This window comes from Nocardioides sp. Soil_C_8 (assembly GCF_057656315.1).
The window spans coordinates 85,966-111,371 of sequence record NZ_JBDGKQ010000003.1; the positions used below are offsets into that span (position 1 = coordinate 85,966).

A 25,406-nucleotide genomic window follows, 5' to 3' on the forward strand; every position below is an offset into this window, starting at 1 on the left:
TTCGGGCCGGTGGGGGAGGACGGATGGGGTGGATCCGGAGATCACACCCCGGCGGGTGAGGCCACCGCGCGCAGCTCGGAGGCGTAGAGCCGGTAGAGCCAGTACGCCGCGACCGCGCAGAGCAGGTGCCAGGCGGCATGGCCCTGGAGGAGCGAGTCGGGATCGCACCAGCCGGCGTTGCTGAGCAGCCAGATGGCGAAGGCGAGGAGCATCGAGGCGAGCGCGACGACGCCGTGGCGGAAGACCCGGCTCGTCTCGCCGCGGCGCCACAGCGCCGTCTCCAGCACGACCGCCACGACCAGCAGGACGCCGAAGGCCAGGTTGCCCGAGTAGTGGACGACGGGGACCGGGTCCGGCCACAGCCCGACCGCCTCGCACGCCGCCACGCAGGCGACGTACGCCGTCACGAACGCCGCGGTGCCGCGCCGGGTCCAGCGGACCCACGCCCAGGCCGCGGCGAACCCGGCGACGAGGTACATGCTCAGCATGTCGAGGTGCCCGCCCCACGCGCTCTGGGTGGCGTGCATGGCGGCCGAGCCGGGCCCGAGGAGCACGACCACGCACGCGTAGGAGGTGGCGACGGTCGTCGACATCACCTGCCGGTCGTGCGCCTGGTCGTGCCGGCGCCGCTGGGCGTGTGCCGCGACCAGCAGTCCGGCGACGACGAACCCGAGGTTGGACAGCGTGTTGGTCGGCTGCATGATCGCGCCGTCGTGCGCGCGCTCGCAGAAGTTCGCGCCGCGTCCGACGTCGGGGCCCAGCCAGCCCTGCGCGACGGTCAGGGCCAGGAGCGCCGTCGACCCGGCCGCGACCCCGACGGTGGTGGTGAGGGGCCGCGGCACGGGTCGATCGTAGGGCGACCCGGGCCCGCCTAGGCGCGCGTCACCTGAACGACGGTGGGGCGCGGGCCGGCGAACTGCCCGGCGGCCGGAGCCTGCCCGGCCGGCACGTAGTCGGGGAAGCGCGACTGCGGGGCGGCCCACGAGCCGTCCTCGCCGGGGTGCTGGACGGCGACGAACACCGAGTCGTCGCGGTCGTGGATGACCGGCCCGCAGGTCTCGGCGCCGGACGGGACGGCCAGGAACTGCTGGACGTGGCCCCGCTCGGGACCCTCGACGGGCACCTTGAACAGCCCGTCGCTCAGCTTGATCGCGCTCGGCTGGCCGTCGGTGGAGACCCACAGGTTGCCCACGCTGTCGAAGGCGACGTTGTCGGGGCACGAGATCGGCGACACCGGACCGGTCCAGCCGCCGAAGTAGCGTCCGGCGGAGGCCGCGTCGCCGCAGATGAGGAAGAGGTTCCACCCGAACGTGTCGGCGGTGTGGTCGCCGCGGGTCGGGATCATCTCGACCACGTGGCCGTCCTTGTTGGCCGGGCGCGGGTTGGGCTCGGTGGGGCCCTCCTTGCCGACCTTGCCGCGGTCGGTGTTGTTGGTGCAGGCGACGTAGATGCGGCCGTTGTGGAGGTTGGGCTCGACGTCCTCGGGGCGGTCCATCTTGGTCGGCTGCACGGCGTCGGCGGCCAGGCGCGTGTAGACCAGGACCTCCTCGGTCGTGAAGCCCGGGACCACCGACCGGCCGTTCCGCGTCAGCGGGATCCACTCGCCGGTGCCGTCGCTGACGCCGTCCTCGAGGCCGTCGCCGGTGAAGCGCGCCACCGACAGGTCGCCCTCGCTGAGCAGAGTGAGGTTGTGGCGGCGGGCCTTCGGGCTGTTGCCGGGACGCATCGTGTCGCGGGAGACGAAGCGGTAGACGTAGTCGAAGCGCTCGTCGTCTCCCATGTAGGCCACGACGCGGCCGTCGCGGTTGACGATCACGTTGGCCCCCTCGTGCTTGAAACGGCCCATCGCGGTGTGCTTCACCGGGGTGGAGGACGGGTCGCTCGGGTCGACCTCGACGACCCAGCCGAAGCGGTTGGGCTCGTTGCGGTAGTCCGCGGTCGTGGCGTCCCAGCGCGGGTCGACCGAGCGCCAGTTGCGCGAGTCCTGCGTCGCGGAGAGCCCGTAGCGGGACTCCATCGGGTCGGTGCCGGTGGCGAGGAAGTACTGGTTGAAGTTCTCCTCGCCCGACAGCACGGTGCCCCAGGGGGTCGTCCCGCCGGCGCAGTTGTTCATCGTGCCGCGGACGGTGCGTCCGGTCGGGTCGGCAGCCGTCTTGAGCAGGTCGGACCCGGCGGCGGGGCCGTCCATGGCGAACGGGGTGTCGAGGGTGATGCGGCGGTTGAGGCGCGCGCCCGGGACGTACGTCCACACGTCCCCGCGCTTGCGGCGCCGGAGCTCGACGACCGACATGCCGTGCGCGGCCCAGGCGGTGCGGATCACGGTCGCCGGGTCGGTGCCGGGCGGGAACATGATGCCCTCGTTGGTGTACTCGTGGTTGCACATGAGCAGCGCCTCGGTGCCGGCGCGGTTGGTCTCGATGATGTCGAGGTAGTCGTTGTTGTAGCCGAACTGGCCGGCCTGCGCCTCGGGCGTCTGGCGGGCGCCGTCGAAGGCGGGCGCCCCCGGGATGATCGGGTCGCCCCACCGCAGGATCGGGTCCCAGCGGTAGCCGGCCGGGACGGTGACGTCGTCGACGATGGTGGCGGCGGGCGCGATCGGTGTGAACGGCAGGTGGCCGGGCTTGCCGTGCCCACCCTTGCCGGGCTTGGGGCCGGCGGGCGCGGCGGGGGCGGCGGCCGCGCGGGTCATCGGGACCGCCGTGAGCGCGGCGGCGGTGAGGCCGGTGCCGACGACCGAGCGACGGCTCAGCACCTTCGCCGCGACGTCGCGGAAGTACGACGTCTCGGTGGTGTTGGGAACCGGTGCGGAGCAGGCGTCGCCGCAACGCAGGTGACAGGTGACGGCGCTGCGGTTGCCGTGGGTCTGGCCTGCCATCGGCAGCAGCGTGCGGGTCGGGCTCGGGGTCGGGCGAAGCGACATGGGGGGAGTCTCCGGAGATCGTCGGTCGGACGGACAGCCCGACTCTGGTCATCCGGGTGGCCCCCCGAGGGACCGGCGGGTGGACGCCAGGTGAACGTCCGCCGGCCCCTCGGCGAAGCGGCTGCTCCGCCGTCGAGGGGGCGGTGGGATGCTGTCGCCCGTGATCCCCAGCGCCCGGCGTACGGCCATGCTCCTCGTCGGATGTGTCGTCCTCGGCGTCGGCGTCGCCCTGCTGCTGGCGGCCGACCTCGGGTCGGACGGCTACTCGACCTTCGTCAACGGGCTGACCATCACCAGCGGCGTGGACTTCTGGGTCGTCAACCTCGTCGTCGGTGTCGTGCTGGTGGCGCTGGCGGCGCTGCGCAAGGTCTACCCGGGCATCGGCACGGTGGTGCAGGTCGTGCTGGTCGGGGTGACGGTGTCGGTCGTGCTGGGCCTGGTCGCGACGCCGGACGCCCTGTGGGCGCGGGGTGCCCTCCTGGCGGCGGCGTTCCCCGTGCTGGCGCTGGGCATCGCGCTCTACCTCGGGAGCCACACCGGCGCCGGTCCGGCCGAGGCGGCGGCACTGGCGTGGGACCCGCCGGTGCCGTTCAAGTGGAGCTACAGCGTGGTGCAGGGCGGGGGAGCGCTGGTCGGGTGGCTGCTGGGCGCGACCGTGGGTGTCGGCACGCTCGCGGTGATCCTGCTCCTCGGTCCCGCGGTGGACCTCGCGGCCCGGTTGATGTCGCTCGATCTCCACCAGCAGACGGATCCCTCACGTGCCGAGGCCGCCTAGCCTCGACGGCATGCTGATCACCGAGTCGCTGTTCCTCCTGGTCCGCCGCGACGACGGCAAGCCCGAGATCGACATGGCGAAGCGGCACTACGGCCTCACCGCTGCCGTCATCACCGACCTGGTGCTAGCGGGGCGAATCGCCCTGAGCGACGACAAGGACCCGCGCATGACGGTCGTGGTGCCTGCGCCGCCGGGTCATCCGGTGCTGGACGCGGGGCTCGAACGCCTCCAGAAGCGTGACGGCAAACGCCTCTCCTCCCTGGTGCTCGACACCAAGGTGGCCGTCGAGGAGCGGATCGCGGCCGCGATGGTGACGTCCGGCGTCGTCGGTCTCGAGGAGAAGCGCGCGCTCGGCCTGGTGCCGGCGAAGTACCCCGTCGTCGACCCGGAGCCCGAGCGCGCGGTCCGCGAGCGGCTCCGAGCCGTGCTGCACGGAGCCACCCCGGAGCCGCAGGACGCCGCGCTGCTCGCGATCCTGCACGGCCTCGGCGTCGCGCCGAAGGTGCTGGGCGACGAGATGGGTGAGCTCGCCAAGCCTCAGGTCGAGGAGCGGATCGAGGCCGTCGCCGGCGACGTCAAGGCCGGCGGCGCGATCGCCAAGGCCATCGCGGCGATGAACACCGCCATCATGGCAGCCGTGGTCGTGCCCATCGTGGTGTCCTCCGGCGGCAGCTGACCCCGGAGGACGTGGATCGGTCGCGGGCTCGCAGCTCACTGCGCGAGGGCTGCGGACCCGCGACCCGGGGAAGGGTGGTCAGGCCGTCAGCTCGGCGTGCTCGCCGCGGCCCGAGCCGGACTGCGAGATCTCGATCTTGCGGGGCTTGGCCTTCTCCGCGACGGGGACGACCAGACGCAGCACTCCGTCGGCGTACGCCGCCTCGATGCGCTCGAGGTCGAGGTTGTCGCCCAGCACCAGCTGACGGCTGAAGGCGCCGCGCGGACGCTCGGAGGCCAGTGGCTCCCAGTCGCCGTTGCGGGCCACCCGCTCGGCGCGCACGGTGAGGACGTTGCGCTCGACGTCGAGGTCGATGCTGTCGGTGTTGACCCCGGGCAGGTCGAACTCGATCACGAAGCGGTCGCCCTCGCGCCACGCGTCCATCGGCATGACCGCGGGACGGTTGGTCGTGCCCAGCAGCTGCTGGGTGAGCCGGTCGAGGTCACGGAACGGGTCGGTGGTTCGAAGCAACATCGTCTCCTCCTGGATCTGCCGGGTGGACCCGCGTGCCGCAGGTCCACGACCTGTATTGCTGGTTACAGGTTTTATATACCCACGTGATGAGGCAAGATCAAGTCGTCCGGACGAGAATTTTCGAGCTGAGGAGGTGCCCGTGGGCAGCAGCGAGGACGGCGTCTACGCGATCTCCGTGGCCGCCTCGATGGTCTCCATGGAGATCCAGAACCTCCGTGTGTACGAGCGGCGCGGGCTGCTGACGCCCGACCGCACGGCCGGCGGCACCCGGCTCTACAGCGACGACGACGTCGTCCGGCTCGAGCGGATCCGCGACCTGCTCGCCGACGGGCTCAACCTCGTCGGTGTCGCGCGCGTCCTCGAGCTCGAGGACGAGGTGGACCGGCTGCGGGCGCGGCTCGACGTGGAGTCCGACGAGCGGTCAGCCTGACGCGGGCCGGCTCGTCAGCACCCGCACCGCGAAGTCGGTCGTGAAGTCGTTGTCGAGGAAGCCGACCACCTTCGTGACCCGGTCGAGGTCGAGGGGGAGCAGCCCGCGCGAGCCGGGGACGTCGGGTGTCAGGCCGAGGTCGAGGTCGTCGCGCCCCGACATCATCTGCACGTTGAACTCGTAGCGCTCACGGGCACCCGCAGCAGACAGGCGGCGTACGACCGTGGCGCCCACGCGCCGGCCGCCGGTCTCGGCCGACCAGTCGTCGAGCGCGCCGAGCAGGGCGGTGCCGCCGTTGTGGTCGATGTCGGCCCACGCGGCGTCCATCGAGCCGGCGACGTCGAGCAGGATCGCCGCGGTCTTCTCGCCGATCCCCTGCACGCCGGGCAGGTTGTCGCTGCTGTCGCCGCGCAGGGCCGCGAAGGCCAGGTAGTTGGCCGGGCGGACGCCGTACATGTTGAACAGGCGCGCCGGGTTGAGCATGGGTGAGCCGTGGATGCCGCCGTCGATGAGCCGCAGCACCTGGGTGTGGTGGCTGATGTGGGCGAACGCGTCCCGGTCGGAGGTGATGATGACGCAGTTCCAGCCGTTGGCCGTCGCCCAGGTCGCACCGGAGGCGTTGACGTCGTCGGCCTCGAGCCCGGCCGGGGTGATGGTGGCCAGCCCCAGCGCGTCCAGGAGGGCGCCGGCGCGGTCGAGCTGGTCGACGAGCTCGGGGTCCTTCTCGGCCCGGCCGGCCTTGTAGTCGGGGTAGAGGTCGCGCCGCACCGACCCGGACCGGTCGTCGAGACCGAAGACCACGGCGTCCGGGGCGAAGGAGTCGATCGACTCGAGGATCTGGCGCAGCATCCCGTGCAACGCCCAGATCGGGCGACCCTGGCGGTCGCGGAGCCCGGTGTGCGACCGCGCGTGGTGGTTGCGGTGCAGCAGCGACGGCGCGTCGACGACGAGCAGCAGCCGGCGGGTGCGGGTCACGCGGTCATGCTCGCACGAGCCCCACGTCGACGTGGTCGCCGCCCGCGGTCAGTGACCCGCGCGCGGGACGTGGATGTCGTACTGCGCGAGCTTGCGGTAGACCGTCGCGCGGCTCATGCCGAGCTCCTCGGCCGCCTCCTGCATCGAGGTGCCGGGGCGGGTGACGACGCGGACGATCTCGTCACGTTCGAAGGCCTCGATCCGGGTGAGCCGGCGCGTGCTGCCGGAGAGCACGTCCGCCGGCAGGTGGCGTACGTCGACCGCATCGGTGCGGCGCGCCGCCTGGGTCACGACGTCGACGAGCTGGCGCACGTTGCCCGGCCAGCCGCAGGCGGTGAGGGCGGACTCGGCCGACGGTGTGACGCTGACCCCGCGGGGCCTGACCCGGCGGGCGACGTGCAGCGCGAGCGGCAGCACGTCCTCGGTGCGCTCGCGCAGAGCCGGCACAGTGATGACGGTGTCGACGAGTGACGCGAGCGCCGGCGGGATCGCCTCGAACGAGGACGCGGTGAGGGCGAAGGGGACCTGGGCGCCGGGGGTCGAGCGCACCCGTGCCCGCAGGACGAGGTCACGGATGTGCTCGGCGACCCAGGCAGGCAGCCGGTCGACGTCGCGGACCAGGATGCCGGTGTCGGGCTTGCCGAGCTCGGGCGTCCAGAGCCCGATCCAGGCCTCGCTGTCCTGGGGGGCCGGTGGCGACGCGGCGAGGATGCGCTCGCGCGGGTGCTCGCGGCGCATGGCCTGGGCGAGCGCGGTGGCCCGTCCGGCCCCCTCCTCGCCGACCCCGGCGACGATGCGGCCGTCGGCGATCGCGGCGCCCGCACGCGCCACGGCGTCGGTCCACGCGGGCCCGAGGTCGGCGAGCGTGCCCGAGCCGGGCTCCAGGCGCGGCGTCTCGACCCGGAACACCTCGCCACGCTGGGCCGGGCGCGGCCGCTGCCCGCGCGAGCGGGCCAGCATGAGGGCCGAGGTGTTGCTGGCGGCGGACTGCGCGAGCGCGAGGAGCAGGTCGCTCGACTGGGTCGACCACGTCGTCAGGTTCACGCAGCCCTCGAGCGTGCCGGTGAGGGGGTCGAGCACCGGCACGGCGGCGCACGTGTAGGTGCACAGGCTGAGGGCGTAGTGCTCGTCGGCGCGCACCACCGTGGGCACGCGGTCGGCGATGGCGAGGCCGAGGCCGTTCGTGCCGACGGTCCGCTCGGCATAGGCGAAGCCGGGGGCGAGATGCACCTTGTCGAGCGCCCGCAGGAGCGAGGAGTCACCGCTCATCCGGTTGAGGACGAGGCCGTCGGCGTCGGTGAGCATCAGGGAGACGGGCTCGTTCACGAGCGTCTGGTGCAGGCCCGCCAGGACCTCGCGGCCGCACTCGAAGAACAGGGACTCCTCGTTGAGCGTCCCGACGAAGGAGGGCTCGATCTCGTCGAGCGGCACGCCGTAGTCCTCGCTGCGCTGCCACGAGGCGACCAGCCGACCAGGCAGGTGTTCGGCGTTGTTGCCGACCAGGTTGCCGGGCATGGCGCGCTGCAGCTCGCGATGGAGTCGTGCGCGCTCGGGGAGGCCGAGGTCGGCCACTGGACCACCCCCTTCGGGACGTGACCGACGTTACATCTGCCCGTCGCGCGGTGCTCCTCGTCGACGTCTCAAATTGAGACGACCCCGGATCTCAGATTGAGACAGCGCGACCGGTCGCGCCGGCCGGTGACCGACCTAGCGTCCCTAGGCAGCACCGTGACGCCCGTCACCTCGAGCCATACCGCACACCGGAGGTCCCATGTACACCAAGGACGGCGAGAGCTACTTCATCGTCGACGCCCACATCGCCCTGTGGGACGCACGCCCCGAGAACATCAGGAACGTCCACGGCCAGCAGTTCATCGACTGCTTCTACGACTACCACGCCAACCTCTCGCCGGAGTCGGAGGTCTGGACCAAGGAGGACTACCTCTACCAGGGCGGCGAGCGGCTGATGAAGGACCTCTTCGAGGACGGCTACGTCGACCACGCCGTCTTCCAGCCGGCGTACCTCGGAGAGTTCTACAACAACGGGTTCGGCCAGACCGAGGAGGCTTTCGCGCTGGCGCAGGCCAACCCGGGCAAGCTGACGTACAACCACAACTTCGACCCCCGCAACGGCGAGGCCGGCCTGGACCAGCTGCGGGCGGACGCCGAGCGCTTCGGGCTCAAGGGCGTCAAGCTCTACACCGCCGAGTGGCACGGCGAGTCCCGTGGCTGGCGCCTCGACGACCCATGGGCCTACCGCTACTTCGAGGCCTGCCGCGAGCTCGGCATCACCAACATCCACGTCCACAAGGGCCCGACCATCCGTCCGCTCGACCGCGACGCGTTCGACGTCGCGGACGTGGACCACGTCGCCACCGACTTCACCGACCTCAACTTCGTCGTCGAGCACTGCGGCCTGCCCCGCCTCGAGGACTTCTGCTGGATCGCCACCCAGGAGCCCAACGTGCACGCCGGCCTGGCCGTGGCGATGCCGTTCATCCACACCCGGCCGCGCTACTTCGCGCAGATCATCGGTGAGCTCCTCTACTGGGTGGGCGAGGACCGGATCCAGTTCTCCTCCGACTACGCCCTGTGGACGCCAAGGTGGCTGGTCGAGAGCTTCGTCGACTTCCAGATCCCCGAGGACCTCACCGAGTACGCGCCGATCACGACCGCGCAGAAGAAGAAGATCCTGGGCCTCAACGCCGCGACGATGTACGACGTCGAGGTGCCCGCCGAGCTGCGCCTGCCCGGGGCCGACGAGACCGAGACCGGTCCGCGCCAGCCCGACGCCGCCGACATCGGCAGCATGGCGGCGGTGTGACCATGACGCTCACCGCCGACCCGGTCGACGCGCGACCGGACGTGACGTCGTGGGCCGACGCCGTGCGCGAGGCGCTCGACGTGGTCATGGACCCCGAGCTCGACGAGCCCATCACCGACCTCGGCTTCGTCCGGTCGGTCGCGATCGACGAGGCCGGGGGAGTGGAGGTGCACCTGCGCCTCCCGACGTCGTTCTGCTCGCCCAACTTCGCCTACCTGATGGCGTCCGACAGCAAGGACGTCCTCGCTGCCCTGCCCTGGGCGCGGAGCGTGGTGGTGCAGCTCGACGACCACCACGACTCCGACAAGATCAACGCCGGCCTGGCCGCGGACGCCGGCTACCGGGGGACCTTCGGCCACGAGGCCGAGCAGGACCTCGAGGAGCTGCGGGAGACGTTCCGTCGCAAGGCCCACACCGCCGCGATGGAGCGCTGCCTGACCGCGCTGCTGCGCGCCGAGCCGGACCGGCCCCTCGACGCCCTGGGGCAGGTGGTCCTCGACGACCTGCCCCGGGGCCCCCACACGGACGCCCTGCTGCGGCGCCGGGGGGCCGTCGGCCTGCCCGTGACCGGTACGTCGCCGGTGCTCGTCGACCATGCCGGCGTCCAGCCGGACGACGTGCCGATGGCGCTCCGCCGCGCGCGCTCGACGCGCATCTCGATCGACGGCAACGCGCACTTCTGCCGCGGGCTGCTGCGTACCCGCTATCCCGGCTCGGAGGACGACCAGGTCCACCGCGCCGAGGGGGCCGAGCCCGCCGACGCGTCGTACGACCCCACCTTCGTCCCCCTGACCTCCCTGCTGACCCCGCCCTCGAAGGAGACCACTCGATGAGCACCGCCGCGAAGAAGATGCGAGCCGTCCAGGTCGTCGGCTACCACCAGGACCTGCAGATGCACGAGGTCGACGTGCCCGAGGCCACCGGCCCGTTCGACGTCGTCGTCCGCATCGGTGGCGCCGGGGTGTGCCGCACCGACCTCCACATCCTCGAGGGGCAGTGGGAGGAGAAGTCGGGCGTGACGCTGCCGTACACGATCGGTCACGAGAACGCCGGATGGGTGCACGCCGTCGGGTCGGCGGTCACCAACGTCCGCGAGGGCGACAAGGTGATCGTGCACCCGTTGGTCACGTGCGGCCTGTGCCGTGCCTGCCGCACCGGCGACGACGTGCACTGCGAGGGCAACCAGTTCCCCGGCATCAACACCGACGGCGGGTACGCCGAGTACCTCAGGACGTCGGCTCGCAGCGTCGTCCCGATCGACGACTCGCTGGAGCCCGCCGACGTCGCGGCGCTCGCCGACGCCGGCCTGACGGCGTACCACGCGGCCGCGAAGGCGGCACGGCGGCTGACCCCCCGCGACACCTGCGTCGTCATCGGCGCCGGCGGCCTCGGTCACATCGGCATTCAGGTGCTCAAGGCGCTCTCTCCGGCCCAGCTCGTCGTCGTCGACCGCAACCCCGAGGCGCTCAAGCTGGCGCTGTCCATCGGCGCCGACCACGGGGTCGTCGCCGAGGGCAAGCAGGTCGAGGAGGTCCTCGACATCACCGGTGGCCACGGCGCCGAGGTTGTCGTCGACTTCGTCGGCGAGGGCGGCTCCACCGCCCAGGGCCTCGCGATGACCCGGCAGGCCGGCGACTACCACGTCGTGGGCTACGGCGAGGACGTCGTCGTGCCGACCATCGACCTCATCTCCGCGGAGAAGAACGTCATCGGCAACCTCGTCGGCTCCTACAACGACCTGTGCGACCTGATGGCACTCGCCGCTCGCGGCGCGGTCACGTTGCACACGCAGAAGTACGCGCTGGACGACTTCCAGACCGCCATCTCCGACCTCGACGCCGGCCGAGTCCGCGGCCGCGCGATCCTCATCCCTTAGGAACAGCCATGACCTCTCAGATCGACCGCATCAGGCCCCTGCTGGGCATCGGCATCTCCGTGGGCGTGCTCGCCGGCGTCTGGACCTTCGCGAGTGTCGAGCTCGCGTGGATCACCTGGGTCGCCTTCATCGCGTGGGCCTGCTTCTTCGCCGCCGGCGGCGGCACCACGGGCCTGGCCAAGGGCCTCGCCGCCAACCTGGCGGGCGTCTTCTGGGGCTGGGTGATCAGCCAGGGCCTCGAGAACGTCAGCGGCTCGACGATCGCGCTGGCGCTCATGGTCACCGTCGTCGGGTTCGTCCTCTGCGTCGAGGCGGCGCTGCCGCTGCTGTCGTTCATCCCCGGTGGCTTCGCCGGGACGGCCGTCTTCTTCGGCACCGGCTTCGACCTGGGCGGGGTGCTGGTCGCCGTCGTCGCCGGAGCGCTGCTCGGTATCGTCTCGGAGAAGCTCGGCGCGGCGCTGCAGTCCGCGATCGACGGCCGGTCCCACGCGCCGGCCACGACCACCGCCACGCCGGCCACCTGACCGTTCACGGAGGAGAGACGTTGATCTTCATCACCGCCAAGTTCCCGATCAAGCCCGAGCACGCCGACGCCTGGCCGGAGCTCTCGCGTGCCTTCACCGAGGCGACCCGAGCCGAGGAGGGCTGCCTGTGGTTCGAGTGGTCGCGCAGCCTGGAGGACCCGAACGAGTACGTCCTCGTCGAGGCCTTCCGCGACGGGGCCGCCGGCGGGGCGCACGTCGGCTCCGACCACTTCAGGGCCGCCCAGGCCGAGCTCCCGCAGTACCTCGCCCGCACTCCCGACATCGTCAGCACCGAGGTCGACCAGGACGGCTGGAACGAGCTCGGCGAGATGAAGGTCGGCTGACGGCCCGGCGCCTCACGCGCCGAGCCCGTCGAGGAAGTGCGCGAAGCCGTCGGGCGCTCGTCCCGACCGGCGTCCGGAGGTGACCACCGGCACGGCGCCGGTCGCCAGGGACGGCACCCCGGCCTCGCGCATCGCCGACACCAGGCCCACGTCCTCGTGCGTGGGCAGGTGCGGGAAACCGCCGGCCACGCGGTAGGCGTCGAGGGTGAAGCCGAGGTTGGCGCCGTGCACGTGGTCGTGGCCGTCCGCGGTGGTGTGGCGCTGGTGCCAGGCCGACAGCACTCCTGGGGGCAGGTCGCCCGGCCGTGGCTCGACGGTGCCGACCACGAGGCCGATGCCGTCGGCCGCCCACGCGAGGTGCGACGTGAGCCAGTGACGCGGGACGACGCTGTCGGCGTCGGTGCTCGCCACCCAGAGCGAGCGGCTGCCGACGTCGGCCGCCCACGCCGCGGCGGCGTCGACGCCCTCCGAGCGCGCGACGCCCACGCAGCCGGCCAGGGAGGTGACCGCCTGGACGTCCTCACGGTCGCGCACCACCTGGGCGGTGCCGTCGCGGCACGCGTCCAGGACCACCAGCACCTGTGCGGGGACGTGCGGGTACGCCGCTCGCATCGCGTCGACCGCGGCCGCGACGGCGTCGAGGCAGGCGGGCAGCAGCACCTCCTCGTCGCGGGCAGGCACGACCACCGCCACGGCGTCCGGGGTCGTCACGAGGACCGTCCCAGCACGTGAAGCAGGAAGTCGGGCTCCTGGTGCTCGACCAGGACCCGACCGCCCGCGGCGAGGAACGCGTCGATGAACGCGTCGTGGACCGCCGGCCCCGCCAGCGGCCAGCCGACGGGCTGGTGCCGCCAGTGGCACAGGAGCACGTGCCCGTCCTCGGCCAGCGAGGTGAGGCAGAGCCGGACCAGCTCCGCGAGCCGTCGGGGGCTGAGGAAGTAGCCGACCTCTGACACCGACACGAGGTCGTAGCGGGCAGCCGGCCACTCGTCCGGGACCCGGGCCAGCCGCACCTCCAGGCCGTCGACGTCGGCGGTGCGCCGGCGGGCGAGGTCGACGGCCGCCGGGCTGTTGTCGACCGCGAGCAGGTGGTCGCAGCGCCCGGCGAGGTCGACCGCCAGCGCGCCGATCGAGCAGCCGACCTCGAGCGCGTGCGGGTAGTGCTGCCGCGGCAGGCTCGCCAGGGTCACGGCGCGCTTGCGGCGCTCGTAGGGCGAGTCCACGGCCCAGGGGTCGGGGCGCTCGCGGTGGACCCGGTCCAGGGAGTCGTCGTCGGCCTCGGGACCGCTGACCAGGAAGACCTCGAGGTCGCGGTCGAAGTGGGCGAGCAGGTCGGGACCGAGGAGCACCTCGTCGCCGAGCGCGCGCGAGAGCGGGCGGACCTGGCTCCCGTGGGCGTCGACGGCTGATCGCTTGGCCCTCACGGCGTCCGCCGACAGGGGCAGCTGCGCGACCTGGGCCGTCGGGAGGTCGCCCGGACCGCCCCAGTGCCACAGCCAGACGGCGTACTCCCAGAGGAGCGCGTCGGTGCGGTGTGCCGCGGTCGCAGCTGCGCGCCCCACCGCCTCGTGGTCGGGATGGCCGTCGCCGCGCCACGGCGCACAGAGGAGCACGTCGGCGCCGTCCGTGCCGATCACCTCGACGAGCGCCGCCACGAGCTCGTCCTCGTGCTCGGCCACCGCACCGTCGGGCAGGTCGAGACAGGTGACGTGCGCGTCCGGTGCGAGGAGCTCCGTCGCGCGTCGCAGCTCTGCCCGCCGCAGCTCTGCGAGCCGGCCGGGGGAGTGGGTCGGCGAGTGCGGGTGGGAGCCCTCCCCGGCCGTCGCGGTGACGACCTCGACGCTCCGACCCGACCGCGAGGCGGTGTGCAGCAGGCCGCCAGCACCGAGCGTCTCGTCATCGGGGTGCGCGCCCACGACGACGACCCGGCGACGCGTCGCGGGCAGCTCGAGCTCCGGCGCCCGGGCGAGGGTCGCCGACCACGACGCGGCCGTCGTACCGGGAAGGTCGTGCCGGAAGCGGGGAGTGATCACCAGCCCGACCCCGGGTTGTCGAGGAGCTGCCGCCCGAGGGACGCCTGGTCGCGCTCGGCGTGCCACTGGCGCAGGTAGAGCTCGAGGTCGGCCACCCGACGCGCGTGCGCCTCGTCGGTGGCCAGGGGGCCGGGCCCGAGCGCGTGGGCAGAGCGCCGGAGTACGTCCTCGCACGCGTCGGCGACCACCTCGCGTGCACGCAGCGCGGCCCGCCAGCCGGCCGGCCCGGCGAGGTCGCCGGTATCGAGGGCCGCGGCCGCCTGATGGAGCGTGGCCCGGGCGCCGTGCAGGCGCGCGTCGACCGCGCCGAGGTGCATGAGCGCCACCTGGTCGGGCTCGCGGGAGCTGGACGCACCGATCATCCGGCGGGCGACGCCCACCGCGCCCCCGAACCACACCGCGGCCACCCCGATCGCACCCCAGGCGAACCCGGGCCGCTCGAGGTACCACCCCGGTGCCCCGACGGCCCGCGCCTCCACCCCGGCGAGGTCGAGGGGACCCGAGTCGACCGCGGAGAGCCCGCGCGCCACCCACGTCCCGGCCACCGCGGACACGTCCGGGTGGTCGAGGTCGACCGCGAAGAGCTGGCGCTCGTCGTCCACCCACGCGCTGATGAGCGCGTGGTCGAGCTCACCCCCGAGCGAGCACCAGTGCTTGCGCCCGTCGAGGACGTACGCCTCGCCGTGCGCGGTCGCGCGCACCGGCTCGCCGGGGCCCTCGGCCGCGAACACGCCCCACGTGCCGTCGCCGGCCTCCTCGCCCGCCTGTCCGAGGATCGCGTGCGCGTCCAGGTGGGGCTCCAGCACCCGCGCGACGGTCAGGTCGGCCGCGGCGACGCTGGCGAGCGCGGACCAGAGGTGTGCGGTGTCCCCGGTGCCGGGCTGCGGGAGCGTGGCGCCGACGCCTCGGGCGAGGTCCAGTGCGGCTCGTACGTCGCCCGCTGCCGCGCCGGCCTGCTCGGCGAGGGCGGTGAGCTCGCGCCGCTGCTCGCTCGTGGCCGCCCCAATGACGACGGGTCCGACGCCCGCGTCCCTGGTCTGCTCGTCCGTCATCCGTCCCCCCGGCTCGCGCGCACGACCCGGACGGTAGGGCGTGCCCGGGGTCCGGCGGGACCTCCCAATGGGCTGGTCAGGAAGCGGTTCGGTCACGTGAACTCGCCTTCGTCGCTGTCAGTGGTCGTCGGTAGGATCGAACACATGATCGAGACGCTGGCAGGCTGCGGAGCAGGTGGGGTCGAGGACCTCACCGCCTCCGGATTGCTGCGTGCGATCCGCGACCGCCGGGCCGTCGAGGAGCGTGCGGCCGCCGACCAGCTGGTCCTCGCCGCGCGATGGGCGGACCTCCATCCGCCGGAGTCGATCCACGACGCGGCCGCGTTCACGGTGCCTGGGTCGGAGCACGAGGAGCCGATCGCGGGCGTGGGTGCGCCGCTGGTGGCGGAGTTCTGCCTCGCCGAGCTCGGCGGGGTGCTCGGGGTGTCGACGACGGCGGCGAAGAAGCTGGTCGGTCAGGCGCTGGAGCTGCGTCACCGCCTCCCGCGACTGTGGGCGCAGGTCCAGGCCGGACGGGTGCCCGCGTGGCGGGCCCGGGCGGTTGCGGAGGTCACGATCCACAGCGCTCCGGCCCTGACTCGCGACGCGGCCGGGTTCGTCGATGCACAGGTCGCCGCGGTGGCCGGGAGGGTCGGTCCGGCGCAGCTGGACCGGCTCGTGGCGGAGGCGATCAAGCGCTACGACCTCGCCGAGGTGGACCCGACCGCGGACTCGGAGGACGGCTACCTGTCGGTCGACCCGCGCCACGCGACCATCCATGACGACGACGTGCACTTCGCCGGCACCATGCGGTTCGAGGCCGAGCTCGACATCGCCGACGCCCTCGACCTCGACCAGGCGCTCGCCCACGGCGCCGCGACCTTGAAGGCCCTCGGCTTGGAGGCGTCGCTCGACGCCCGCCGCTCCATGGCGCTCGGCGACCTCGCCCGGACGCAGACCGCCCTCGACCTCGCCGAGCCGGGTACCGACCGTGATCACCTGCCCGCTGCGCGGCAGGTCGTCCTCCACGCCCACTTCGACGCTTGGTCGGACGGGCTCGACACGGTCTTCGGTCCGACCGGGCGAATGGAGGAAGGCCGTCGCCTCGTCCTGCTCGACCAGGTCCGCGACTGGTGCGCCGACACCCGCACCAAGGTCACCATCAAGCCGGTCATCGACCTGAACGCCGACCTCGCGACCCCGGCCTACCACGTCCCGGACCGGATCCGGGAACACGTGGTTCTCCGGGACCGGACGTGCGTGTTCCCGTGGTGCACCCGTCCCGCGCGGGGCTGCGACATCGACCACGTCACCGAGTTCGACCCCGATGCCGAGGCGGAAGGCCGGCCACAACCCGGCCCGACCGCGTCGTGGAACCTCGCGGCCTTGTGCCGGTTCCACCACCGACTCAAGACCCACACCGCGTGGCGCTACCGCATGACGTCGAACGGCTGCTTCGAGTGGACCTCACCTCACGGCCACCGCTACCGACGCGACCGCACCGGCACCACTGCGATCGACCAGGCCGATCCACCCGATCCACCCGGCATCCCACACCCACGCCGACCATGACCCCGCCCCACACCCCGCCACCCACCAGGTAGCGGGGCCACAGGCGCATCCGGCGGCTGACCCGGCTAGGGATGGTGGAGGCGCGGCGTGGTGCCGTCGTCGTCCCAGCCGGCGCGGCCTGTCCCGTAGGCGTGGTCCTCCCACACGGCGTCACCGAACGGATCGTCGGGTGCAGCGTCGTAGCGCATGGTCGCGGCGTCCACCTCGACCTCGATCCATTGCGGCTCGCCCAGGCAGCTGCGGGGCAGGGTCATGGTCAACGTGTCCGTGTCGAAGTCGACGTCGACCGCGGCCCCGGCGCAGCGCGACCCGCCGGCGTCGTAGACGTCGACGCTGGTCTCGCCGCGGTAGGCGAGGGCAGTCGCCTGGGTCGGCAGGCGCGACCCGGTGCGATCCGTCGTGATGTCGGCCGTCAGGTCGAGGTACTGGCGGGAGCGGAGGTCGCGGAACTCGGCCGTGATGGTGACTGCGTCGGTGCCGTGGTCGACCGTCGTGCGCAGGATGTCGGTGATCGCATTGTGGGGCGCCGGGGCGATGGCCTCCGGGTCCGTGCGGTGACCGCCGACCAGGACGTCACCGGACGCGTCGGAGATGGAGCTTCGCGTGACCGTGCGTTCCGGCGGGTCCGCCGAGCACCCGGTGAGGGTGGTCAGGAGAGCCGCGAGGAGAGCAGGGAGGAGGGCGAGCCCGTCAGTCCGCGACATCGACGACGAGCCGCGGCGGGTCGGTGAGGGTGAAGACCCGGAACGGCCGCTCGTCGCCCTCGACGCCGGCGAAGACCTGCGTGTAGCCCTCGAACCAGCCGTTGACCTGCACCTCGGCCACGGAGCCGGCGGGCCCGAGACGCGCCGGTACCTCGAACGAGCCGGGCTCGGGCATGGCGGTGCCGGACGCGCTGATGGTCAGCACGTGGTCGCCCTCGAGCGGGACGACCTCGCCGCTGCCGTCGGCGACCGCCTCGTCGCCCCAGGCCACGCCCCACCCGGGGGTCGCGGTGCCACTGAGCTCGAGCACGACGCGGTCGAAGCCGTCGTGCTCACCCACGCGTACGTCGACCAGCTGCAGGTCCCAGTCGCCCTCGGGCTCCGCCGTCTGCGGGTCGGTCGACTGCGGGAACGGGGGGCCGTCGGGTGCCGACGGCGTCGGCGAGGGTGGGTCCGCCGAGGCGGACGGAGAGGACGGGGAGGGGGACGGTGTCGCCGAGGACGACTGCTCCGCCTTCGACGGATCGGACGACGACGTGGACCCCTCGCTCGCCGAGGTGGGAGAGGCATCGGTTCCGCAGGACGCCAGCAGCAGCACGGCAGCGGCGGCGAGCGACCCGCCCAGCGCTCGACCCATCGTTCTCCCTCGGTAGTGCCGTCGACCGGCCGCCCAGCCTAGGGGCCGGGACGGCCGGTCGCGGGGATCACGGCCGGTGGGTCACGGACGAAGCAGGATCTTGCCGCGGCGGCCGGGCTCCCCGTTGGCGCGCGCGGCCTCGGCGATCTCGTCGAGGCCGTAGACCTTCTCGACGGGGAGCGTGAGAGCGCCGGACCCGATGCCGGAGACCAGCTCGCCCATCAGCGTGGCCCGCTTCTCGCGCGACATCGCGGCGAAGACCTTGCTGCCCCAGAAGCCCTTGATGACGACCTGCTTGAAGATCACGTCACCGGACCCGATCTCCATCGTGGGCGACGCCATCGCGCCGAAGACCACGAGCACGCCGTCCTCGGCGAGCAGGGACACGACGTCGCCGGCGGAGGCACCGCCGACCGAGTCCACACCGGCCACGACCGGGGCGTCGCCGACGATCTCGCGCACGCGGTCGCGCCAGCCGTCGTCGTCGGTCGCGACGACCTGGTCGATGCCCTGCTCGGCCAGCTCGGCGACGCCGTCGGCACGGCGGACGAGCCCGAGGACGTGGACGCCACGGGCCTCGGCCAGCTGCGACAGGAGTCGGCCGACCGCGCCGTTGGCGGCATTCTGGACGATCCAGTCGCCTTCGGACACCTCGAGGAAGTCGAGCAGCGCGATGGCGCTGAACGGCATCGACACGAGCTGGGAGGCGGCCTCGTCGCTCATCCCGTCCGGCACGGGGACGAGCCCGGCGGCGGGGGCGACGATGAGCTCGGCCCAGGCGCCGAAGCTGCCGCCGGTGGCGACCCGCTGGCCGACCTCGAGACCCTCGACACCCTCACCCAGCGCCTCGACCACACCGACGGCCTCGGTCCCGGCGCGCGCGGGCATCTCGGGCTTGAAGCCGTAACTGCCGCGAGCCGTCCAGAGGTCGTGGTTGTGGATGGGGGAGAGCAGCACCCGGACGAGCGCCTGGCCCGGACCGGGCTCGGGGTCCGGCACCTCCTGGACCGAGAGGACCTCGGCCGGGTCGCCGAACCTGGGCTGGACGAGTGCGCGCATGGGACTGCCTTCCGTTGCTGTCTTCTTCAGGACGTGCTCATGGCACAACCAGCGGCCGGAGCCGGCTATGCCGCCGCACTGGGTGGCGCGCGGCACACTGGGCAGCATGCCCGCGGAGCCCGACGACGTCGACGGCAGGCTCGAGGAGACGATCCTCGACCTGCTCGCGCAGCGCGCCTCCACGTCGACGATCTGCCCGTCTGACGCGGCACGGGCGGTCGGTGACGAGGACTCGTGGCGCGAGCTGATGGAGCCGGCTCGCCGAGCGGCCCGCCGGCTCGTGGACCGCGGCGAGGTCGAGATCACCCAGGGCGGGCACGTCGTCGACCCGTCGACGGCGAAGGGGCCGATCCGGATCCGACGTCGGTGATGCCCGCCCGTCAGTCGCCGAAGAGCCGGCCCTCGGCCTCCGCGGACGTCACCTCGAGCCGCAGCGCGAGGACCTTCTCGGAGGGAAGCCCGACCCGCGACAGGATGACCTGCACCTGTGGCAGCACCCAGCTGTAGGACTCCACCGCGACGCGCCCGGCCTCGCTCTGCACCCGGATCCACACGACGGGGTCGCCGGTGCGGTCGGGCAGCCAGTGGGCACCGATCACGCCCGCGGGCGCCAGCGACGTGACGATCGGCAGCATCGCCGCGTCGGCGGCGCGACGGAGCTCGTCGTCGGTCACCCGGCCACGCTAGCCCGCCCATCCACGGCGTCAGGGCATGACGGGAGGCACGAACTCGAAGGTCATCCCCAGCAGCCACAGCAGGAGCAGCACCACGGGCAGGTGGAACAGGAACTGCAGGAACGTGAAGCCGACGAGGTCGCGCGCCCGCACGCCCAGCACCGCCAGCAGCGGCAGCATGAAGAACGGGTTGACCAGGTTGGGGAGCGCCTCGGCGGCGTTGTAGATCTGCACGGTCCAGCCGAGGTTCATCCCGACGTCGGTCGCCGACTGCATGACGTACGGCGCCTCGACCAGCCACTTGCCGCCGCCCGAGGGGACGAGGAGGCCGAGCAGCGCGGTGTAGATCGCGATCACCACGGCGAACGCGCCCCCGCCGCCGATGCTGGTGAACAGGTCGGCGAGGTGCTCGGAGACGGTGATCCCGCCGCGGCCCTCCGCCCGGGTCAGCACTGCGGCCATGGCGGCGTACAGCGGGAACTGCACCAGCACACCGGCGGTGGTCGGGACCGCCTTGGTGACCGCGTTGAGGAAGCCGCGCGGGGTGCCGTGGAGCACGAGCCCGAGGATCAGGAAGACCATCAGGTAGCCGTTGAGGCTGCTGATCACCGAGAGGAACGGCAGCGTCGCCAGCTGCTGGACGAGCCACCCGAGGGTGAGCAGGCCGACGAGGATCGGCAGGATCCGGGAGTACTCCAGCCGCTCGCCGGGCCGGGTCTGCGGGGCCATCGGCTCGACGGTGTCGGAGAGGTCGACGTCCATGTCCTCCGCCGAGCGGATCGCGTCGCCCTGCGGGGCCGACGCCCATGCGACGGCGACGCTCAGGGCGATGAGGACGGCGGCCATCACCAGCGACTGCCAGGTGAGGATCGTCGCGCCGAAGTCGAGCACGCCGGTGATCTCGAGCAGCTCGGGCGGCAGCGACGCCGGGGTCGCCTGCAGCTGGGCGGCGGACGACGAGAGGCCGAGCGCCCAGACGGCGCCGAGGCCGAGGTACGCCGCTGCGCCGAGGGCCCGGTAGTCGGTGCGCAGGTCGGACCGGCGGGCGATCGCCCGGGCCAGCAGCCCGCTGAAGACCAGGCTCAGGCCCCAGTTGACCATCGAGACCAGGCACGACAGCAGCGCCACGAACGCCACGGCGCCACGCGGCGTCGACGGGTAGAGCGCGATCCGCTCGATGATCCGCGCGACCGGCGGTGACGTCGCGACGACGTAGCCGGTCAGCACGACCATCGCCATCTGCAGGGTGAAGGTGGCGAGGTCCCAGAACCCGCCGCCGAAGGTCTCGGCGACCGTGACGGGGCTCGAGCCGTTGAGCATGGCGGCCACCGACACCAGCACGACGCCCGCGAGGGCGAAGACGTAGGCGTCGGGGAACCACTTCTCGGTCCACGCGGCGCTGCGCTGTGCGAGGCGGGCGAGGCCGCGTTCGTGCTGGGTCTCCGAGACAGTCGACATGGCTCCGCAACGTAGCCGCAGCCCGCCGCTCGCCCGTGCCCGGGCGGGTGGTCCGGACGCGCAGCCGGTCTGGTAGGTGAGCGTTCCGCTCGCAGCGGATCCACCAGCAGCAGAACGCCCTGTGGCGGTGCGTCTCATCGCGCCACGCTGGCTCCATGACCACCCACACCACCTCCGAACGCATCGAGGACGAGCTCGTCCGACGGCTGATGCACCAGCGCATCGTCGTGCTCGGCGAGGAGCTCGGCGAGCGCAACGGCAACCGCCTGATGCACCAGCTCCTGCTCCTGTCCGCCGAGGACCCGCGCGCCGACATCAGCCTCTGGATCAACTCGCCCGGCGGCTCCGTGTCGTCGATGCTCGCCATCCACGACGTCATGCGGCTGATCCCCAACGACGTCAGCACCCTCGCCATGGGCATGGCCGCGAGCGCGGGACAGTTCCTGCTGTCGGCGGGCACGCCCGGCAAGAGGTACGCCCTGCCGCACGCGCGCGTGCTGCTCCACCAGGGGTCCGCCGGCATCGGCGGCACCGCCGTCGACATCGAGATCCAGGCCGACGACCTGAGGCACACCCGCGACACCGTCCTCGGCCTGGTCGCCGAGCACACCGGCCAGGACCGCGAGACCGTCGAGCGCGACTCGCGTCGCGACCGCTGGTTCAGCGCCGAGGACGCGCTGTCCTACGGCTTCGTCGACCAGGTGATCAGCTCGGTCGACCACGTGACACCGGCGCGCACGCGCGCGGTGGGACTGGCGGGTGCGCGATGAGCCCCTACGAGATGAGCCCCTACGAGATGAGCAGCTACACGATCCCGTACGTCGTCCAGCAGACGCCGCGCGGCGAGCGCACCCTCGACCTCTACTCGCGGCTGCTGTCGGAGCGGATCGTCTACCTCGGCACGGAGATCGACGACGGGGTCGCCAACGCGGTCATCGCCCAGATGCTCCACCTGTCGTCGGAGAACCCCGAGATCCCGATGAGCCTCTACATCAACTCGCCCGGGGGCTCGATCACGGCCATGCTCGCGATCTACGACGCGATGCAGTTCGTGAAGCCGCCGGTCGAGACCGTCTGCGTCGGCCAGGCCGCGTGGACCGCCGCGGTCCTGCTGGCCGGGGGAGCGCCCGGGCGGCGCGCGATCCTGCCGCACGGTCGCGTGGTGCTGCACCAGCCCGCGACCCAGGGGCGCGGCACGATCCCCGACCTGATCCTCGAGGCGGACGAGGTGGCCCGGGTGCGCCTGCTGCTCGAGGAGGTGCTCGCCCAGCACACCGGACGTACGCGCGAGCAGATCCGGCAGGACACCGACCGGACGCTCGTGCTCCCGGGCGAGGCCGCAGTGGACTACGGGCTCGTCGACACTGTCCTGCGCGAGCAGGGGCCGGCGCTGGCCTGAGTACGTCGGGTCGCTCAGGCGGCGAGCGCGAGGGCTTCCGGCCGCGCGGTCCGGGTCGCGAGCTCACGGACGCTCAGATCGAGGGCACCGGCGATGGCCTGCAGCATCTCCGACGACGGGTCCTTGAGCCCGCGCTCGACCTCGGAGAGGTACTGCACCGACACCCCGGCGCGCTCCGCCACGTCCTTGAGCCGTTCACCACGGGCCGCGCGCTCGCGATGGAGCTCCTCGCCGACGATCTCGCGCCACAGGGGCTCGGGCGCCGAAGGCGCGTCTGGCTGCTGCACCGGGAACCGCACGACCTCACCCATGCCGACGACAGTAGCGACGTCGCCGGTCCCGTGGCACGGCGTTCTGCTCACAGCAGAACGCCGTCGGGACGGCGGGTCCCGGCAGAGAGGTGCGAGGGTGGTCCACGAGCTGGCATCAGGGGAAGCCGGCGCGGCTGCGGAGAACTCGCTACGCCCGTGCTGCAGCGAGACAGATGTCGTCGATGGTCTGGAGTGCGGCGCTCGCCTGGTCCAGCTCGAAATCCACTCCGGTGGGGTTGCCCGTCGCGACTGCCTTGTCGAGAAGGTCGAGCTGGACGTCGACCTGTCCCAGGAAGAAGTGCAGGTTCTCCTCGGTTGTCTCACCCGAGCCGTGGATGGACCCCTCGAGGGAACGGCGAACACCTGGACTCGCTGCTGCCCACCTGTCCAGGGCGTCGGTGACGTTGTCCACGTAGTTCAGCTCGTCTCGGGCGTCGGCTCCGGATCCTCGAGCACGCACGACGGCCTCGTCGTACTCGTGCACGACGTAGCGCAGGTCGTATCGATGTTCGATCCACCTGCCGCAGGCAGCATCGACCCGGCGTTCGCTGCCCGTCGCGAGCCACCAGCCCGAAGCCGCCAGGGCCGCGACGAGCAACCCGACGACTTCGCCCCTGCGGACCACACGCTTCTGCCCGTTCCGTTTCACGACGGCAATCTAGGCTGACGACGACGACGAAGTGGGCGAACGGCGGGACTCCAGGCCGTTCAGGTCACGCACAGTACGCGCGTGAGTCCGAGCGGCGACATCGGCGGCCCGGTCCGGGCCGCCGCGCTAGGTCCCGCAGAAGGTCGTGTAGGCGCCGAACGAGTCCGGTGCCGGCTCGGCGTACGGCTCGAGGCCGGGGCGCTCGTCGTACGGCGCCGAGACGGCGTCGACCAGCTGCTCGAACGGTGCGAGGTCGCCGTCGGTGGCGGCGTCGAGCGCCGCCTCGACGAGGTGGTTGCGGGGGACGTAGACCGGGTTGGTGCGGTCCATCGCGTCGGCGTCCGGGGCGAGCGCGAGCCAGCGGGCGGCCCAGGCGTCGAAGCCGGCGAGGTCGAGGAACATCCCGCGGGCGGGCTCGGCGTCGCCACGCGCGGCCGCACCGAGGGACCGGAAGAACGACGTGTGGTCGACGTGGTCGGCCTGCACGAGCGCGACGAGGTCGGTGACGAGGGCCGACGCCTCGGCGCGGTCGACGTCGTCCGGCAGGCCGAGCTTGGCGCGCATGCCCGACGACCAGGCGGCGGAGTAGATGTCGCGGAAGGCGCCGAGCGACTCGACCGCGACGGCCACCGCCGCGTCCTGGTCGTCGGCCAGGAGCGGGAGGATCGCCTCGGCGAAGCGGGCGAGGTCCCACTCCGCGACCACGGGCTGGTTGCCGAAGGCGTAGCGACCGCCGGTGTCGATCGAGCTGTAGACGGTCGCCGGGTCGAACGCGTCCATGAAGGCGCACGGCCCGTAGTCGATGGTCTCGCCCGAGATCGTCATGTTGTCGGTGTTCATCACGCCGTGGACGAAGCCGACGAGCATCCACCGGGCGACGAGCGCGGCCTGCGCGGCGACCACCGACTCGAAGAGCGCGAGGTGGGGGTGCTGCGCCTCGGCAGCGGCAGGGTGGTGGCGGGCGATCGCGTGGTCGGCGAGGCGGCGGAGCAGGTCGAGGTCGTCGGTCGAGCGGGCGTACTGGAAGGTGCCGACGCGGAGGTGGCTGCTCGCGACCCGGGCCAGCACCGCCCCGGGCAGCACCGTCTCGCGCTGCACGGGGCGACCGGTCGCGACGACGGCGAGGCTGCGCGTGGTCGGGATGCCCAGGGCGTGCATCGCCTCGCTGACGACGTACTCGCGCAGCATCGGGCCGACCGCGGCAAGGCCGTCGCCGCCGCGGGAGAACGGCGTCCTTCCCGAGCCCTTCAGGTGCAGGTCGCGCAGCCGCCCGGAGTCGTCGACGAGCTCGCCCAGCAGCAGGGCACGGCCGTCGCCGAGGCGCGGCGAGTAGCCGCCGAACTGGTGGCCGGCGTAGGCCTGGGCGACCGGCGTCGCGCCCTCGGGGAGCCGGGTGCCCGAGAGCAGACCGATGCCGTCACCGCGCAGCCAGTCCGGGTCGAGGCCGAGCTCGGCGGCCAGCGGCTCGTTCAGGGCCAGGACCCGGGCGTCCGGGGTCTCGGCCGCCTGCCAGGGCAGCGCCAGCTCGGGCAGCTCGCGGGCGAAGCGGCCGTCGAGGACGAGGGTGGGTGCCGGGGTCACTCCATCGACGATACGTGGCGCAGTCGTAGGAGGATCAGCGCATGAGCACCCACGACGAACGGGCGCGCGGTCGCTGCCTGTGCGGCGCGGTGTCGTACGTCGTCACGGGCGAGCTGCGCGACGTCGTCAACTGCCACTGCGACCGGTGCCGTCAGTTCACCGGGCACCACATGGCCGCGACGTCGGCGGCGGTGGCGGACCTCGCGCTCACCGGCGAGGAGGAGCTGAGGTGGTTCGCGGTCCCCGGTGCGGAGTACGGCTCCTGCCGCGCGTGCGGCTCGTCGCTCTTCTGGCGGTCGACCGAGGCGCCCGAACGCTGGTCGATCTGCGCCGGCACCCTCGACCCGCCGACCCGACTGAGGACGGTCGAGGCGTGGTGGGTGTCGCACGCGAGCGACTACGCGACCCGCCCCGATCTACCGGAGCGCGACACCGAATGAG

Annotated in this window: 29 protein-coding genes; 13 read left to right on the forward strand and 16 right to left on the reverse strand. The window is 72.6% G+C overall.

Annotated elements, in window-relative coordinates; genetic code table 11:
• Nucleotides 1–41 precede the first annotated feature (41 nt).
• Together AC3A3L_RS14080 and AC3A3L_RS14085 are read right to left on the reverse strand one after the other, a co-directional pair.
• The gene (locus AC3A3L_RS14080; RefSeq protein WP_487640665.1) at nt 42–842 is read right to left on the reverse strand and encodes a ceramidase domain-containing protein; all 801 of its coding nucleotides are present in this window, start codon (nt 840–842) and stop codon (nt 42–44) included.
• A gap of 29 nt (nt 843–871) precedes the next feature.
• Nucleotides 872–2,920, reverse strand: coding sequence for a PhoX family protein (locus tag AC3A3L_RS14085; protein WP_487640666.1), 2,049 nt, complete (start codon nt 2,918–2,920; stop codon nt 872–874).
• Between the two features lie 160 nt (nt 2,921–3,080).
• Between AC3A3L_RS14085 and AC3A3L_RS14090 the strand changes: the two genes are divergently transcribed.
• Nucleotides 3,081–3,695 carry a DUF6198 family protein gene (locus AC3A3L_RS14090; RefSeq protein ID WP_487640667.1) on the forward strand — a complete coding sequence of 205 codons (615 nt, stop codon included), beginning with the start codon at nt 3,081–3,083 and terminating at the stop codon, nt 3,693–3,695.
• A 10-nt stretch (nt 3,696–3,705) separates the two neighbouring features.
• Nucleotides 3,706–4,371, forward strand: a complete 666-nt coding sequence (locus tag AC3A3L_RS14095) for a GOLPH3/VPS74 family protein (protein ID WP_487640668.1) — start codon at nt 3,706–3,708, stop codon at nt 4,369–4,371.
• 78 nt (nt 4,372–4,449) lie between these two features.
• On the opposite strand, the gene AC3A3L_RS14100 is transcribed toward AC3A3L_RS14095, so the two are convergent.
• Nucleotides 4,450–4,884 (reverse strand): Hsp20/alpha crystallin family protein, encoded by a 435-nt coding sequence (locus tag AC3A3L_RS14100; RefSeq protein ID WP_487640669.1) that lies wholly within the window; start codon nt 4,882–4,884, stop codon nt 4,450–4,452.
• Nucleotides 4,885–5,023: 139 nt separating this feature from the next.
• On the opposite strand from AC3A3L_RS14100, the gene AC3A3L_RS14105 reads away from it, so the two are divergent.
• A complete protein-coding gene (locus tag AC3A3L_RS14105; protein ID WP_487640670.1) occupies nt 5,024–5,314 on the forward strand; it encodes a MerR family transcriptional regulator in 291 nt (96 codons plus the stop codon).
• Here the strand turns inward: AC3A3L_RS14105 and AC3A3L_RS14110 are convergent.
• Together AC3A3L_RS14110 and AC3A3L_RS14115 are read right to left on the reverse strand one after the other, a co-directional pair.
• Nucleotides 5,306–6,289 (reverse strand): 5'-3' exonuclease, encoded by a 984-nt coding sequence (locus AC3A3L_RS14110; protein WP_487640671.1) that lies wholly within the window; start codon nt 6,287–6,289, stop codon nt 5,306–5,308. The genes AC3A3L_RS14105 and AC3A3L_RS14110 overlap by 9 nt on opposite strands.
• 48 nt (nt 6,290–6,337) lie before the next feature.
• Nucleotides 6,338–7,861, reverse strand: coding sequence for an AAA-type ATPase lid domain-containing protein (locus tag AC3A3L_RS14115; protein WP_487640672.1), 1,524 nt, complete (start codon nt 7,859–7,861; stop codon nt 6,338–6,340).
• Between the two features lie 199 nt (nt 7,862–8,060).
• Here AC3A3L_RS14115 and AC3A3L_RS14120 point away from each other — a divergent pair, with 199 nt between their 5' ends.
• Genes AC3A3L_RS14120 through AC3A3L_RS14140 form a run of 5 tightly spaced genes read left to right on the forward strand, consistent with a single transcriptional unit; the run spans nt 8,061 to nt 11,857 of the window.
• Nucleotides 8,061–9,113, forward strand: coding sequence for an amidohydrolase family protein (locus AC3A3L_RS14120; protein ID WP_487640673.1), 1,053 nt, complete (start codon nt 8,061–8,063; stop codon nt 9,111–9,113).
• 2 nt (nt 9,114–9,115) lie between these two features.
• Nucleotides 9,116–9,946: a metal-sulfur cluster assembly factor gene (locus tag AC3A3L_RS14125; RefSeq protein WP_487640674.1), complete on the forward strand. Its 831-nt coding sequence runs from the start codon at nt 9,116–9,118 to the stop codon at nt 9,944–9,946.
• Complete coding sequence (locus AC3A3L_RS14130) at nt 9,943–10,989, forward strand: NAD(P)-dependent alcohol dehydrogenase (RefSeq protein ID WP_487640675.1); 1,047 nt, start codon at nt 9,943–9,945, stop codon at nt 10,987–10,989. The genes AC3A3L_RS14125 and AC3A3L_RS14130 overlap by 4 nt, the downstream gene beginning before the upstream one ends.
• Nucleotides 10,990–10,997: 8 nt before the next feature.
• Nucleotides 10,998–11,513 (forward strand): DUF1097 domain-containing protein, encoded by a 516-nt coding sequence (locus AC3A3L_RS14135; protein WP_487640676.1) that lies wholly within the window; start codon nt 10,998–11,000, stop codon nt 11,511–11,513.
• 20 nt (nt 11,514–11,533) lie between these two features.
• Complete coding sequence (locus AC3A3L_RS14140; protein ID WP_487640677.1) at nt 11,534–11,857, forward strand: putative quinol monooxygenase; 324 nt, start codon at nt 11,534–11,536, stop codon at nt 11,855–11,857.
• Nucleotides 11,858–11,869: 12 nt separating this feature from the next.
• Here AC3A3L_RS14140 and AC3A3L_RS14145 read toward each other — a convergent pair whose 3' ends face one another.
• The 3 genes from AC3A3L_RS14145 to AC3A3L_RS14155 are packed head-to-tail and all read right to left on the reverse strand — an operon-like array spanning nt 11,870 to nt 14,942.
• Complete coding sequence (locus AC3A3L_RS14145; protein ID WP_487640678.1) at nt 11,870–12,568, reverse strand: glycosyltransferase family 2 protein; 699 nt, start codon at nt 12,566–12,568, stop codon at nt 11,870–11,872.
• Complete coding sequence (locus tag AC3A3L_RS14150; protein WP_487640679.1) at nt 12,565–13,890, reverse strand: PIG-L family deacetylase; 1,326 nt, start codon at nt 13,888–13,890, stop codon at nt 12,565–12,567. Before AC3A3L_RS14150 ends, AC3A3L_RS14145 begins: the two co-directional genes overlap by 4 nt.
• The gene (locus tag AC3A3L_RS14155; protein ID WP_487640680.1) at nt 13,887–14,942 is read right to left on the reverse strand and encodes an acyl-CoA dehydrogenase family protein; all 1,056 of its coding nucleotides are present in this window, start codon (nt 14,940–14,942) and stop codon (nt 13,887–13,889) included. The genes AC3A3L_RS14150 and AC3A3L_RS14155 overlap by 4 nt, the downstream gene beginning before the upstream one ends.
• Nucleotides 14,943–15,086: 144 nt before the next feature.
• Here AC3A3L_RS14155 and AC3A3L_RS14160 point away from each other — a divergent pair, with 144 nt between their 5' ends.
• Nucleotides 15,087–16,493 (forward strand): HNH endonuclease signature motif containing protein, encoded by a 1,407-nt coding sequence (locus AC3A3L_RS14160; RefSeq protein WP_487640681.1) that lies wholly within the window; start codon nt 15,087–15,089, stop codon nt 16,491–16,493.
• 65 nt (nt 16,494–16,558) lie between these two features.
• Here the strand turns inward: AC3A3L_RS14160 and AC3A3L_RS14165 are convergent, their stop codons facing one another.
• From AC3A3L_RS14165 to AC3A3L_RS14175, 3 genes are all read right to left on the reverse strand, one after another.
• Nucleotides 16,559–17,197 carry a hypothetical protein gene (locus AC3A3L_RS14165; RefSeq protein WP_487640682.1) on the reverse strand — a complete coding sequence of 213 codons (639 nt, stop codon included), beginning with the start codon at nt 17,195–17,197 and terminating at the stop codon, nt 16,559–16,561.
• The gene (locus AC3A3L_RS14170) at nt 17,184–17,834 is read right to left on the reverse strand and encodes an AMIN-like domain-containing (lipo)protein (protein WP_487640683.1); all 651 of its coding nucleotides are present in this window, start codon (nt 17,832–17,834) and stop codon (nt 17,184–17,186) included. Before AC3A3L_RS14170 ends, AC3A3L_RS14165 begins: the two co-directional genes overlap by 14 nt.
• A gap of 81 nt (nt 17,835–17,915) precedes the next feature.
• A complete protein-coding gene (locus AC3A3L_RS14175; protein ID WP_487640684.1) occupies nt 17,916–18,893 on the reverse strand; it encodes a zinc-binding dehydrogenase in 978 nt (325 codons plus the stop codon).
• A gap of 106 nt (nt 18,894–18,999) precedes the next feature.
• On the opposite strand from AC3A3L_RS14175, the gene AC3A3L_RS14180 reads away from it, so the two are divergent.
• Nucleotides 19,000–19,263 carry a DUF3253 domain-containing protein gene (locus AC3A3L_RS14180; protein ID WP_487640685.1) on the forward strand — a complete coding sequence of 88 codons (264 nt, stop codon included), beginning with the start codon at nt 19,000–19,002 and terminating at the stop codon, nt 19,261–19,263.
• A gap of 10 nt (nt 19,264–19,273) precedes the next feature.
• Here AC3A3L_RS14180 and AC3A3L_RS14185 read toward each other — a convergent pair whose 3' ends face one another.
• Together AC3A3L_RS14185 and AC3A3L_RS14190 are read right to left on the reverse strand one after the other, a co-directional pair.
• A complete protein-coding gene (locus AC3A3L_RS14185) occupies nt 19,274–19,567 on the reverse strand; it encodes a hypothetical protein (protein WP_487640686.1) in 294 nt (97 codons plus the stop codon).
• 30 nt (nt 19,568–19,597) lie between these two features.
• A complete protein-coding gene (locus AC3A3L_RS14190; RefSeq protein WP_487640687.1) occupies nt 19,598–21,025 on the reverse strand; it encodes a short-chain fatty acid transporter in 1,428 nt (475 codons plus the stop codon).
• Between the two features lie 155 nt (nt 21,026–21,180).
• Here AC3A3L_RS14190 and AC3A3L_RS14195 point away from each other — a divergent pair, with 155 nt between their 5' ends.
• Nucleotides 21,181–21,795 (forward strand): ClpP family protease, encoded by a 615-nt coding sequence (locus AC3A3L_RS14195; protein ID WP_487640688.1) that lies wholly within the window; start codon nt 21,181–21,183, stop codon nt 21,793–21,795.
• On the forward strand, nt 21,792–22,424 hold the full coding sequence (locus AC3A3L_RS14200; protein ID WP_487640689.1) for a ClpP family protease: 633 nt from the start codon (nt 21,792–21,794) through the stop codon (nt 22,422–22,424). The genes AC3A3L_RS14195 and AC3A3L_RS14200 overlap by 4 nt, the downstream gene beginning before the upstream one ends.
• 14 nt (nt 22,425–22,438) lie before the next feature.
• Here AC3A3L_RS14200 and AC3A3L_RS14205 read toward each other — a convergent pair whose 3' ends face one another.
• The 3 genes from AC3A3L_RS14205 to AC3A3L_RS14215 all read right to left on the reverse strand — a co-directional run bounded on the left by AC3A3L_RS14205 (nt 22,439) and on the right by AC3A3L_RS14215 (nt 24,965).
• Nucleotides 22,439–22,735 (reverse strand): helix-turn-helix domain-containing protein, encoded by a 297-nt coding sequence (locus AC3A3L_RS14205; RefSeq protein ID WP_487640690.1) that lies wholly within the window; start codon nt 22,733–22,735, stop codon nt 22,439–22,441.
• A gap of 148 nt (nt 22,736–22,883) precedes the next feature.
• Nucleotides 22,884–23,333 carry a hypothetical protein gene (locus AC3A3L_RS14210; protein ID WP_487640691.1) on the reverse strand — a complete coding sequence of 150 codons (450 nt, stop codon included), beginning with the start codon at nt 23,331–23,333 and terminating at the stop codon, nt 22,884–22,886.
• Nucleotides 23,334–23,510: 177 nt separating this feature from the next.
• Nucleotides 23,511–24,965 carry a protein adenylyltransferase SelO gene (locus tag AC3A3L_RS14215; RefSeq protein ID WP_487640692.1) on the reverse strand — a complete coding sequence of 485 codons (1,455 nt, stop codon included), beginning with the start codon at nt 24,963–24,965 and terminating at the stop codon, nt 23,511–23,513.
• A gap of 41 nt (nt 24,966–25,006) precedes the next feature.
• Between AC3A3L_RS14215 and AC3A3L_RS14220 the strand changes: the two genes are divergently transcribed.
• Nucleotides 25,007–25,405, forward strand: a complete 399-nt coding sequence (locus tag AC3A3L_RS14220; protein WP_487640693.1) for a GFA family protein — start codon at nt 25,007–25,009, stop codon at nt 25,403–25,405.
• The last annotated feature ends 1 nt before the right edge of the window (nt 25,406 follow it).

Coding starts and splice junctions, on each gene's coding strand:
- AC3A3L_RS14130 (WP_487640675.1), top strand. CDS start 9,943: ATGAGCACCGCCGCGAAGAAGATGCGAGCCGTCCAGGTCGTCGGCTAC.
- AC3A3L_RS14155 (WP_487640680.1), bottom strand. CDS start 14,942: ATGACGGACGAGCAGACCAGGGACGCGGGCGTCGGACCCGTCGTCATT.
- AC3A3L_RS14180 (WP_487640685.1), top strand. CDS start 19,000: ATGCCCGCGGAGCCCGACGACGTCGACGGCAGGCTCGAGGAGACGATC.
- AC3A3L_RS14095 (WP_487640668.1), top strand. CDS start 3,706: ATGCTGATCACCGAGTCGCTGTTCCTCCTGGTCCGCCGCGACGACGGC.
- AC3A3L_RS14195 (WP_487640688.1), top strand. CDS start 21,181: ATGACCACCCACACCACCTCCGAACGCATCGAGGACGAGCTCGTCCGA.
- AC3A3L_RS14085 (WP_487640666.1), bottom strand. CDS start 2,920: ATGTCGCTTCGCCCGACCCCGAGCCCGACCCGCACGCTGCTGCCGATG.
- AC3A3L_RS14205 (WP_487640690.1), bottom strand. CDS start 22,735: ATGGGTGAGGTCGTGCGGTTCCCGGTGCAGCAGCCAGACGCGCCTTCG.
- AC3A3L_RS14120 (WP_487640673.1), top strand. CDS start 8,061: ATGTACACCAAGGACGGCGAGAGCTACTTCATCGTCGACGCCCACATC.
- AC3A3L_RS14100 (WP_487640669.1), bottom strand. CDS start 4,884: ATGTTGCTTCGAACCACCGACCCGTTCCGTGACCTCGACCGGCTCACC.
- AC3A3L_RS14160 (WP_487640681.1), top strand. CDS start 15,087: ATGATCGAGACGCTGGCAGGCTGCGGAGCAGGTGGGGTCGAGGACCTC.
- AC3A3L_RS14220 (WP_487640693.1), top strand. CDS start 25,007: ATGAGCACCCACGACGAACGGGCGCGCGGTCGCTGCCTGTGCGGCGCG.
- AC3A3L_RS14190 (WP_487640687.1), bottom strand. CDS start 21,025: ATGTCGACTGTCTCGGAGACCCAGCACGAACGCGGCCTCGCCCGCCTC.
- AC3A3L_RS14135 (WP_487640676.1), top strand. CDS start 10,998: ATGACCTCTCAGATCGACCGCATCAGGCCCCTGCTGGGCATCGGCATC.
- AC3A3L_RS14165 (WP_487640682.1), bottom strand. CDS start 17,197: ATGTCGCGGACTGACGGGCTCGCCCTCCTCCCTGCTCTCCTCGCGGCT.
- AC3A3L_RS14170 (WP_487640683.1), bottom strand. CDS start 17,834: ATGGGTCGAGCGCTGGGCGGGTCGCTCGCCGCCGCTGCCGTGCTGCTG.
- AC3A3L_RS14125 (WP_487640674.1), top strand. CDS start 9,116: ATGACGCTCACCGCCGACCCGGTCGACGCGCGACCGGACGTGACGTCG.
- AC3A3L_RS14200 (WP_487640689.1), top strand. CDS start 21,792: ATGAGCCCCTACGAGATGAGCCCCTACGAGATGAGCAGCTACACGATC.
- AC3A3L_RS14175 (WP_487640684.1), bottom strand. CDS start 18,893: ATGCGCGCACTCGTCCAGCCCAGGTTCGGCGACCCGGCCGAGGTCCTC.